This window comes from Janthinobacterium sp. PSPC1-1, from assembly GCF_049897625.1.
GTDB classification, from domain to species: domain Bacteria; phylum Pseudomonadota; class Gammaproteobacteria; order Burkholderiales; family Burkholderiaceae_D; genus Janthinobacterium; species Janthinobacterium tructae.
In genome coordinates, this window is the sequence record NZ_JAFCWP010000001.1 from 330,661 (window position 1) to 341,208 (window position 10,548).

The window sequence follows — 10,548 nt, forward strand, 5'->3', positions numbered from 1 at the left end:
TGGTAGCGCGTCTGGCGCCTCCGCGCGCGGCCTTCACTTTGTCAGATGTTCTTGCGCCAGCTGGCGCAGCAGGGGCAGGCTCGCATGGCCGTGCTCTTCGCGCCAGGCCAGGCCGATGCCGGCCGCCAGCTCCTCGCCCTCCAGCAATGGCCGGTAGGCCACACCGGCGAGGCGCAGGGCGCGGAACGAATCGGCCAGCAGCGCCATGCCCTTGCCGGCGGCCACGTCGCCGAGCAGCACATGGTGGTCTGGTGCTTCGCGCAGGAAGGTGGGCGCAAAGCCATGCCGGCGAAACACTTGCTGGCAATGGTCGAAGAAGGCGGGCTGGCGCGCCCGTTCGAACCAGTAAATCGGTTCTGCCGCGATATCGGTCAGACTGAGTTTGCGCTTCTTCGCCAGCCGGTGCCCGGCGGGCAGGGCCAGCATCATGGGCTGGCGCGCCAGCGGCTGCACGGCCAGCTCGAAGGTGGCGCTGGGTAGCGCCAGCAGGGCCGCGTCGAGCTGGCCCTTGCGCACGCTAGCCACCAGGCGCGGCGAGGGCGCCGCCGTCAATTCCAGCCGAGCATTGCCCAGCTGCCCTTCCAGCGCCGCCAGCAGCGGGCGGAACAGGCCGGCTGCCACGGAACTCGTCAGGCCCAGGCGCAGGCGCGCGGGCGCGCTGTCTTGCCGCAGCGACGTTTGCGCCCGATCCAGCAAATCGAGGATGTGCAGCGCCTGCGGCAACAGGGTGCGGCCCGCCTGCGTCAGGGCCACGCCCTGCGTGTCGCGCTCGAACAAGCGCGCGCCCAGCTTGTCTTCCAGGGTCTTGATGGCGCGCGACAGGGGCGGCTGGGTCATGTGCAATTGCTCCGCCGCCTGGCGAAAGTTCAGGCAGCGGGCGACGGCGCAAAACAGGCTCAGGGCATGGGTATCGAGGGTTCTCATACCAGAAAGGTATCACGAAATTGCACATTCCCCCGCCAGCCGGCGCGGCCTAGACTGGCTGCATTGACACTAGAGGGAGATCAACATGCAACTGCAACAACGACGCATCGGCCATAGCGGCTTGAGCAGCTCGGCACTGGGCCTGGGCTGCATGGGCATGTCGGAATTCTATGGCGCCACGGACGAGGAGCAATCGATGGCCACGCTGGAAGCGGCCCTGGCGGCGGGCGTGACCCTGTTCGACACGGCCGACGCCTATGGCTTCGGCCACAACGAGCAATTGCTGGGCCGTTTCCTGGCCAGCCATCGCGGCCAGGCACTGCTCGCCACCAAGTGCGGCCTGGCGCGCGAGGCGGGCAGTTATACGCGCCGCGTCGACAATTCCCCCGCGTATATCCGCCAGGCATGCGTAGCGTCGCTAACGCGCCTGGGCGTGGAGGCCATCGACCTGTTCTATCTGCACCGGCTGAACCTCGATACCCCGCTGGAAGAATCGATGGAGGCGCTGGCGCAATTGCTGCAAGAGGGCAAGATCCGCGCCGTGGGCCTGTGCGAAGTGAGCGCCGCCACCTTGCGGCGTGCGGCGGCACTCTGCCCCGTGGCCGCCGTGCAGAGCGAATACTCGCTGTGGACGCGCGAGCCGGAGCAGGGCGTGCTGGCCGCCTGCCGTGAAGTGGGTGCCAGTTTCTTTGCCTACAGCCCGCTGGGGCGCGGTTTCCTGACGGGCGCCATCGCCGATGCGGCCAGTCTCGACACGGGGGATTTTCGCCAGTTCAATCCCCGTTTTGCGGCCGACAACCTGGCGCGCAACCAGGCCATCGTGGCGCAGGTCCGGGACATCGCGCGCGCAAAAGGCTGCACACCGGCCCAGCTGGCGCTGGCCTGGCTGCTGGCGCAAGGCGACGACATCATCCCCATTCCCGGCACCAAGCGCATCGCGTATTTGCACGACAACCTCGGCGCGCTGGCCGTGCAGCTGAATGGGGCGGAACTGGCGGCGATGAACGCCGCCTTTCCCCTGGGCATGGCGGCGGGCGCGCGTTATACGGAGGAGGGCATGAAGGGCGTGGATGCCTGAAAAATGTGCGCTTAGTGTACGCCAGCGTACCTAACTGGCGCTTTTCCTGCGCGATAATCCCCGGCGATCTGCTAGCATTTCGGCTGGCCCCATGCACCCGCGAAGTGGTGCGGGGCCGGGGGAATGCTGCATGGATAGAAGGGTGGATGTCAAATTGCTAGATGATGATATTTTCGATATCGAACTGAAGTTATTACTTGAGGGAATACTGCTGCGTTATCAGCACGATTTCCGCGATTATTCCGTGGCGTCCCTGCGCCGGCGCATGCGCCAGGCCATGCAGCGCTTTGGCTGCGCCAGCCTGTCGCAATTGCAGGACCGCATCTTGCACGAGCCGGCCATGTTCGCGCAGATGTTGCAATTCTTTACGGTGCAGGTGAGCGAGATGTTCCGCGATCCCGCATATTTCCGCGCCTTGCGCGAAAAAGTCGTGCCCGTCCTGCACACCTATCCCTCCATCAAGATCTGGGTGGCCGGTTGCAGCAGCGGCGAAGAGGTGTGGTCGCTGGCCATCCTGCTGGAAGAGGAAGGCTTGCTGGAACGCAGCATGATTTATGCGACCGACATCAATGTCGAGGCGCTGGTCGCCGCCGAAGCGGGCATCTATTCGGTCGAGCGCATCGCCCAGTTCAGCGAAAACTACCAGCTGGCGGGCGGCAAGCGCTCGCTGTCCGACTATTACACGGCTGCCTACAAGGGCGCCATCTTTGACCGGCGCCTGCGGCGCCAGTTCGTCTTCGCCGACCATAGCCTGGCGACGGACAGCGTGTTTTCGGAGGTGCACATGGTTTCCTGCCGTAACGTCATGATTTACTTCAATAAAGACTTGCAAGACCGCAGCCTGGGCCTGTTCCACGAAGCGCTGGTGAACCGAGGCTTCCTGGGCCTGGGCATGAAGGAAAGCCTGCATTTCAGCCGCCATGCGGCCAGCTTCAACGAGCTGAGCCCGGCTGAACGCATCTTCCAGCGTGCCTGACATGCTGCCGACCAGCGACGTGGCACCGCCGCCCGCCGGCCTGCGCCTGATCGCCATCGGCGCCTCGGCCGGCGGCGTGGAAGCGCTGGGCACCGTGCTGCGCGCCTTGCCTGCCACCTGCCGCGCCACCGTGGTGGTGGTGCTGCACCTGGCGCCGGGCCGCTCCAGCCAGTTGCCGCAGCTGTATGCGGCGCGCTGCGCGCTGCCCTTGCGCGAAGCGCAGGATAAGGAACCGCTGCAGGGCGGCACCGTGTATTTTGCCCCGCCCGATTACCACCTGCAAATCGAACCCGATGGCTGTTTTTCCCTGTCGCAGGAAGAACCCGTGTATTTTTCGCGCCCGTCCATCGATGTCTTGCTGGAAACGGCAGCCTACACTTACCGGCGCGCCATGCTGGCCATCATCCTGACGGGCGCCTCGGCCGATGGTGCGGCGGGACTGGCGCGCGTGCGGCAGCTGGGCGGCGGCGCCTGGGTGCAAGACCCGCAACGGGCCAGTTGTGGCATCATGCCGGCCGCCGCGCTCAAGCTGGCCGGCGCCGACCGCGTGCTCGATTTGCCGCAGATGGCCGCCAGCCTGGCCTTGCTCGGTGATGGCGAACACAAGTGAATGGGAGTGGGGCAGTGCGTGTAATATATGTGAAAATTGAAACAATGTTTATGTCCATATCGAAACACGATGGCATCTTGCCGTTGCGATGCCTGAAGATGACTCCGTGACCGCACCTATCCATATCCTCGTCGTTGACGACATCGCACAAAACCTGATTGCCGCCGAAGCCGTGCTGGCACGGCCCGGTATTGTCATCCTGAAAGCAAGTTCGGGCGCGCAAGCGCTGGAACTGCTGTTGACGCATGAAGTGGCACTCGCCCTGATCGACGTGCAAATGCCGCAGATGGACGGTTTTGAATTGGCCGAACTGATGCGCGGCAGCGAACGCACGCGCGGCATCCCCCTGATTTTTCTCACGGCCGCGTCGCGCGAGCCGAGCTACAGCTTCCGTGGCTACGAGGCGGGCGCGGTCGATTTCCTGTACAAGCCCATCGACGTGAAAGCCTTGCAAAGCAAGGTGGCGGTGCTGGTGCAGCTGTTCCAGCAAAAGCGTGAACTGTCGGCCCAGCTCGATGAACTCAAGCATGCGCTGCACCTCAACGAACTGTTCACGGCCGTGCTGGGCCACGACTTGCGCACGCCCCTGTCGGTGGTGATGAACGGCGCCATGCTGTTGCCGATGATGAGCGACCACCCGAAGGTGATCGTCACGGCGCAGCGCATCGAAAGCAGCGCCAAGCGCATGGCGCGCATGGTCGACCAGTTGCTGGACCTGGCGCGCATCCGTTCCGGCACGATGGAGTTACGCAGCAGCACGCATGACTACCTGGCGCTGGCGCGCGCCATCGTCGAGGAATGCGAGACGGCCGGCCAGGCCCCGTTGGTCGAAGTCAGCAGTGTTGGCGAGCTGCACGGGCAATGCGATGCGGGCTTGCTGTCGCAAGTCATCTCGAATCTCTTGTGCAATGCCATCACGCATGGCGAGGCGGGCACGCCGGTGCAGCTGGCCCTCGACGGGCGCGCCGCCGACAGCATTGAGTTGCGCATCGCCAACCGTGGCGTGATTCCCGCCGCCTTGCTGCCGACCCTGTTCGAACCGTTTCAGCAAGCGGGCGAGAAGCGCCGGACGGGGCAGGGCCTGGGACTGGGCCTGTACACGGTGAACATGTTCGTCAAGGCCCACGGCGGCACGGTCGAGATCAGTTCGACGGCCACGCAGGGCACGCTGGCGACGGTGCGCATTCCGCGCCAGTGCCAGGTGCGCGTGCAAGCGGGACTGGCCACATGAGCGGCGACATGCGCGCGCCAGCCTGGCCGTCCGGCGGCGGCAGCATGGGCGAGCTGATACGCCAGCGCGACTGGTCCGCCACCAGCCTGGGCGCACTCGAAGGCTGGCCCGCCCATTTGCGCACCAGCGTCGACATCATGCTCAATTCGCCGATGGCGATGGTGCTGATGTGGGGCCCGCAGCACGTCATGATTTACAACGATGACTACATCCAGATCGCCGGCGCGCGCCATCCGGCGGCGCTGGGCGGCACGGTGCCCGCCGTCTGGCCCGAAATCTGGGACTGGAACGCGCGCATCCTCGCAGCGGGACTGCGCGGCGAGATGCAGGTGCACCGCGAATGCAGCCTGCCGCTGCTGCGCGGCGGACAGCGCGCGGATGTCTGTTTCGACCTGTTTTACACGCCCGTGCATGGCGCCGACGGTCAGGTGGACGGCGTGCTGTGCACGGCGCTGGAATTGACGGCGCGCATGGAAGAGGGGCGCCAGCTGAAGCTGGCCACGGCCGAGCTTGGCCAACTCAACACCACCTTGCAGGCGGAGAGCGAGGCCGTGCGCGCGGCCAACCGCCGCCTGGGCGAGGAGCGCGCGCTGCTGCGCGCCCTGTTCCAGCAGGCGCCCAGCTTCATGGCCATGCTGCGCGGGCCGCAGCACGTGTTCGAGCTGGCGAATGAACATTATCTGCGCCTGGTGGGACGCTCAGAATTGGAACTGCTGGGCAAAACCGTGGAATCGGCCTTGCCTGAAGTCAAGGCGCAGGGCTTCATCGAACTGCTCGACCAGGTCTACCACACGGGCGCGCCCTTCGAAGGGCGCCAGGTAAAGGTGGATTTGCGGACGGCGGAAGGGCAGACGGGCCAGCGCCAGATCGACTTCGTGTACCAGCCCATCAAGGATGACGAGGGCGTGGTCACGGGCATCCTCGTCGAGGGCATCGATGTCACCGAGCGCATGGAAGGCGAGGAGCGGCTGCGCCTGGCCCAGCAGGCGGGCGGCATCGGCACCTTCGAATGGTTCCCCGAGACGGGTGCGATGCTGGTGTCGCCCATGTTCCGGCGCCTGTGGGGCATTGCCGACGAGGAAGAAGTCACGCAGCAGTTGCTGGTGAGCCTGGTTGACGAACGGGACTTGCAGAAGGTCGGACCCAGCAAGCTGGATCTGGCGCAAAATCCCCTCGAGTATGTGGAGTACCGCATCCGCCGCCCTGCCGACGGCGCGCTGCGCTGGATTGCGCGCCAGGGCGAGGTGGTGGCTGGCCGCGTGCCGGGCCAGCGCCGCTACGTGGGCGTCTCGTTCGACGTGACGGAGCGGCGCCAGATCGAGGATGAACTCACCGCCAGCCAGGAGCGCATGGCGGCCATTTTCGGCCAGGCTTCCGTGGGCTTGTCCGAGCTGGGCCTCGATGGCCGTTTCCAGAGGGTCAACGGGGCCCTGTGTTGCATGCTGGGCCGCTCGTCCGAAGAGCTGCTGAGCCTGAACATGAACGACATCATGCATCCGGCGGATGTGCCCGGCAACAGCGTACTGTTCCAGCGCCTGGTGGAAACGGGCGAGTCTTTCTCGCTGGAAAAACGCTATTTGAAGCCCGACGGCTCGCAGGTGTGGGTGTCGAGCAATGTCAGCCGTCTGCTGGACGAGCAGGGACAGACGCGCTCCCTGATCGCCGTCAAGACCGATATCACGGACCGGCGCCGCGTGGAAAAGGCGCTGCATGAATTGAACGAAACGCTGGAGCACCGTGTCGAACAGGAAGTGGGTGAGCGCACCAAGGCGGAAGACGCCTTGCGCCAGGCGCAAAAGATGGAAGCCGTGGGCCAGCTGACGGGCGGCATCGCGCACGACTTCAACAACGTGCTGCAAATCATTTCCGGCAATTTGCATTTGCTGCACCACCTGACGGGCTCGGATGGCCTGATGCGCCAGCGCCTGGACACGGCGATTGCTGCGGTCGAGCGGGGCGCCAAGCTGTCGTCGCACCTGCTGGCGTTTGCGCGGCGTCAACCGTTGAAACCCGTGGTGGCCGACCTGGCCCGCGTGGTGCGCAATATGGATGCGCTGCTGCGGCGCGCCATGGGCGAAGCGATCGACATCGTGCTGGTGGGCGGCGGCGGGCTGTGGAATACCCTGGTCGACCGCAGCCAGATCGAGAACGTCATCCTGAACCTGGCCATCAATGCGCGCGACGCCATGGATGGCGCGGGCAAGCTGACCATCGAGCTGGGCAATGTCGTGCTCGACGAACAGTATGTGCACAAGCTGGTTGACGTGCCGGCCGGGCAGTATGTGATGCTGTCGGTGACGGACACGGGCCGCGGCATGAGCGGCCCCGTGCTGCAGCGTGCGTTCGAGCCGTTTTTCACCACCAAGCCGGAAGGCGCGGGCACGGGCCTGGGTCTGTCGATGGCGTATGGTTTCGTCACGCAAAGCCGCGGCCATATCCGCATCTACAGTGAACCTGGCGTGGGCACGGGAGTCAAAATCTATTTGCCCCGTTCCCTGATGGCCGAAGCGGACGAGGAGCTGGAGTTGAGCGGCGTCGTCACGGGCGGCACGGAAACCGTGCTGGTGGTGGAAGACGATGTGGGCGTGCGCACCACCGTGGTCGACATGCTCGGCGCGCTTGGCTATACGGTGCTGAAAGCCGAAGATGGCGAAAGCGCGCTGGCCGTGCTGCACAGTGGCGCGCAGATCGACTTGCTGTTTACGGATGTCATCATGCCGGGCCCCGTCAGCAGCACGGAGATGGCGCGTCAGGCGCGCGAATTGCAGCCCGACATCGCCGTGTTGTTTACCTCGGGCTACGCGCAGGATGTGATCGTGCATGAGGGCAGGCTCGACGCGGGGGTGGAATTGCTCAGCAAGCCGTACCGGCGCGAAGAGCTGGCGCGCAAGCTGCGCCATGTGCTGGCCAACCGCCAGCAGCAAATGCGCGCGCGCCAGTTTGAACGGTCCGGCGCGCCGGTGGCCGGCTCTCCGGCAAGCGGCAGCACGGCGGCCAGCGCGCTGGGAAGCGGTACGCCGGGGCTGGACCTGACTGGCCATGCGCCCGAACCGCAGGGGGACATGCCGACATCGATGAAGATACTCGTGGTGGAAGACAATCTCGATTCCCAACTGATGGTGTGCGAACTGGTGGGCATGCTGGGCCACACGGTGAGCGGCGTGTCCGATGGCGAGGCGGCGTGGAAATTGCTCAACGAGCAAGACTTCGATATCCTGTTTACCGATGTCAGCCTGCCCGGCATGTCCGGCATCGCGCTGGCACGCATGGTGCTGCGCGAGAAACCGGGCATGCGCATCATCTTTTCCACCGGCTATGGCAAGGAATCGATGGATGAACTGGGCTTTTCCGCCAGTGTCTTGCGCAAGCCGTATGATTTGACGGAATTACAAGCAGCACTCGACCAACCCTGACGGGCACGCGCCGGCACGGCTTGCCTATCCCATCCGCAGAGGTAAAGATGACTCCTGAACTGACCATGCTGGGCTGTACTTTGGTGCTGGCGCTGGTGCAAATCCTGCTACCGGCGCTATTTCGCACGCGCGAAACGGGCACGGCGTATAACGTCAGCGCGCGCGACGGCGACGGGCCGCCCGTGGGCAAGATCACGGGCCGCTTGCAGCGGGCCCAGGCGAATTTGTTCGAAACCTTGCCCCTGTTCGCCGCCGCCGTGCTGATCGCCCACGTGACGGCGCAGGAAAGCGCGCTGACCCTGTACGGCGCGGCCCTGTACCTGGCTGCCCGCGTGCTGTATTTGCCCCTGTACGCGTTTGGCGTGCCCGTCGTGCGTACGCTCGTGTGGTGCGTGTCGATTGCCGGCTTGCTGATGCTGTTCTGGGCCATCCTGTTCGCTTCCTGAATTCCTACGCGGGCTGTAGCAGACGTCCTATGGCCTGGCGACAGACCGGGCCGTAAAGTGGCGACAAGCTGGCAACTGGCGCCGGCATGTCAGGGACCGGACCACGATGGTGAATACTATTTCTGTAGTGCAAGATTCTGGCCGCGCCCGCCAGCGCAAGATCCAGCGACTGCTGCGTTCGGTATTCGGCATCGCGCGCCTGCGCCCTGGCCAGCAGGAGGTCATCGACAGCGTGCTGGCCGGGCGCGACACCCTGGCCATCATGCCCACCGGCAGCGGCAAGTCGCTGTGCTACCAGCTGCCCGCCGCCCTGTCAGCGGGCGCGACCCTGGTCGTCTCGCCGCTGATCTCGCTGATGAAGGACCAGCTGGAAAAGCTGCACGCACTGGGCATCACGGCCGTGCAGCTCAATAGCAGCCTGCCGCGCGCGGAAGAGGACGCTGCCATCGCCCGCATCGCCCAGCGCGGCAGGCTCATCATCTTTTGCACACCGGAACGCCTGGCCAGTCCCGCCTTCCTGTCGCTGCTGGCCGGCGCGCCCCCCAGCCTGGTGGTTATCGATGAAGCCCATTGCATTTCCCAGTGGGGCCACGACTTCCGTCCCGCCTACCTGGATATCGCCGCCGCTCTGCGCGCGCTGGGCCGTCCGCCCGTGCTGGCGCTGACGGCCACGGCCACCGGGGAAGTGATGGCCGATATCGACGCGCAACTGGAAGCGCGCAAGCTGCACGTCATCAATACGGGCATCTACCGCGCCAATTTGCGCTACCGCGTGATCCAGGTGACGAATGCCGCAGAAAAACACGATACCGTCTTGCGCCTGCTGCGCGAGACGGCTGGCGTGGGCATCGTGTATGCGGCCACCGTCAAGGCCGTCGAGGACCTGGCGGCGCGGCTGGCGGAACTGGGCGAGAGCGTCACGTGCTACCACGGCAAGCTGACGGCGCGCAATCGCCAGCACCACCAGGACTTGTTCATGAACGGCGAACGCCGCATCATGGTCGCCACCAACGCGTTTGGCATGGGCATCGACAAGCCCGACACGCGCTTCGTGATCCACTTGCAGGTGCCGGCCAATCTGGAAGCGTACTACCAGGAATCGGGCCGGGCGGGGCGCGACGGCTTGCCGGCCGACTGCACCTTGCTGTATTTTCAGGAAGACAAGCGGGTGCAACAATTTTTCCTGGCCAAGCACTATCCCACGGGGGAAGAATTGGCCGCCATCGTGACGGCTGCGCAAGAATTACCCACCACGTTTGCGTTCGCTGCGCTGGCAGCGCACCTGCCCGAGTTTTCCGACGGCCACCTGAAGGTGTGCCTGAAACTCTTGAAAGACGGCAAGCTGCTGCGCCAGGACCGCAAGCTGGGTTACAGCTTGAAAGCCCCCTCGGCCAAGTCGCCCTCATATGCGCAGCTGGCGCACATCTATGTCGACAAGCAGGAGCGCGACAAGCAGGCGCTGGAGCAGATGGTGGCGTATGCGCAAAGCGGCCTGTGCCGCTGGAAACTTCTGCTCGATTACTTTGGCGATGCCAGTGATTTCGCGCGCTGCTGCACTTGCGATAATTGCCAGTCGCCGCCCGCGCTGGCGGCGCCCATTACCCTGGACGAGTTGCCGCCTGCGCCTGCTCATGCTCATGTGCCGGCGCCAGGGTCCCAGATCGCCGTCGGCAGCCGCGTGCGCGTGCCCCGTTACCAGATCGGCACTGTGCTGTTGGTGGCGGGCGACCAGGTCACGATTGCGTTTCCGGAAGACACCACGCGCACTTTCATGGCCGAGTTTGTCGCACCGGCTTGAACCCATGGTGCGCTGTCGAACAGTGAACGAGCGCAAGAGCGCTAGAATCAGCCCATTCCAACGCGGTTTTTC

8 protein-coding genes are annotated in these 10,548 nt (G+C 64.9%); 7 read left to right on the forward strand and 1 reads right to left on the reverse strand.

Features of this window, described 5'->3' with window-relative positions; translation table 11 throughout:
* Window positions 1-33: 33 nt before the first annotated feature.
* Window positions 34-924, reverse strand: a complete 891-nt coding sequence (locus ACP7EG_RS01470; RefSeq protein WP_426086136.1) for a LysR family transcriptional regulator — start codon at window positions 922-924, stop codon at window positions 34-36.
* An 85-nt stretch (window positions 925-1,009) separates the two neighbouring features.
* On the opposite strand from ACP7EG_RS01470, the gene ACP7EG_RS01475 reads away from it, so the two are divergent.
* From ACP7EG_RS01475 to ACP7EG_RS01505, 7 genes are all read left to right on the forward strand, one after another.
* Window positions 1,010-2,002, forward strand: coding sequence for an aldo/keto reductase (locus ACP7EG_RS01475; protein ID WP_426086137.1), 993 nt, complete (start codon window positions 1,010-1,012; stop codon window positions 2,000-2,002).
* A gap of 130 nt (window positions 2,003-2,132) precedes the next feature.
* A complete protein-coding gene (locus ACP7EG_RS01480) occupies window positions 2,133-2,978 on the forward strand; it encodes a CheR family methyltransferase (RefSeq protein ID WP_426086138.1) in 846 nt (281 codons plus the stop codon).
* Between the two features lies 1 nt (window position 2,979).
* Complete coding sequence (locus ACP7EG_RS01485; protein ID WP_426086139.1) at window positions 2,980-3,588, forward strand: chemotaxis protein CheB; 609 nt, start codon at window positions 2,980-2,982, stop codon at window positions 3,586-3,588.
* A gap of 106 nt (window positions 3,589-3,694) precedes the next feature.
* Window positions 3,695-4,819 carry a hybrid sensor histidine kinase/response regulator gene (locus ACP7EG_RS01490; RefSeq protein WP_426086140.1) on the forward strand — a complete coding sequence of 375 codons (1,125 nt, stop codon included), beginning with the start codon at window positions 3,695-3,697 and terminating at the stop codon, window positions 4,817-4,819.
* Complete coding sequence (locus ACP7EG_RS01495; protein WP_426086141.1) at window positions 4,816-8,232, forward strand: PAS domain S-box protein; 3,417 nt, start codon at window positions 4,816-4,818, stop codon at window positions 8,230-8,232. The genes ACP7EG_RS01490 and ACP7EG_RS01495 overlap by 4 nt, the downstream gene beginning before the upstream one ends.
* 47 nt (window positions 8,233-8,279) lie before the next feature.
* On the forward strand, window positions 8,280-8,678 hold the full coding sequence (locus tag ACP7EG_RS01500; protein ID WP_099762835.1) for an MAPEG family protein: 399 nt from the start codon (window positions 8,280-8,282) through the stop codon (window positions 8,676-8,678).
* A gap of 127 nt (window positions 8,679-8,805) precedes the next feature.
* A complete protein-coding gene (locus tag ACP7EG_RS01505) occupies window positions 8,806-10,476 on the forward strand; it encodes a RecQ family ATP-dependent DNA helicase (RefSeq protein ID WP_426086142.1) in 1,671 nt (556 codons plus the stop codon).
* The last annotated feature ends 72 nt before the right edge of the window (window positions 10,477-10,548 follow it).

What these genes read in the sequence shown, in the direction of transcription:
- ACP7EG_RS01470 (WP_426086136.1), bottom strand. Translation starts at nt 924, where the DNA reads ATGAGAACCCTCGATACCCATGCCCTGAGCCTGTTTTGCGCCGTCGCC.
- ACP7EG_RS01475 (WP_426086137.1), top strand. Translation starts at nt 1,010, where the DNA reads ATGCAACTGCAACAACGACGCATCGGCCATAGCGGCTTGAGCAGCTCG.
- ACP7EG_RS01480 (WP_426086138.1), top strand. Translation starts at nt 2,133, where the DNA reads ATGGATAGAAGGGTGGATGTCAAATTGCTAGATGATGATATTTTCGAT.
- ACP7EG_RS01485 (WP_426086139.1), top strand. Translation starts at nt 2,980, where the DNA reads ATGCTGCCGACCAGCGACGTGGCACCGCCGCCCGCCGGCCTGCGCCTG.
- ACP7EG_RS01495 (WP_426086141.1), top strand. Translation starts at nt 4,816, where the DNA reads ATGAGCGGCGACATGCGCGCGCCAGCCTGGCCGTCCGGCGGCGGCAGC.
- ACP7EG_RS01500 (WP_099762835.1), top strand. Translation starts at nt 8,280, where the DNA reads ATGACTCCTGAACTGACCATGCTGGGCTGTACTTTGGTGCTGGCGCTG.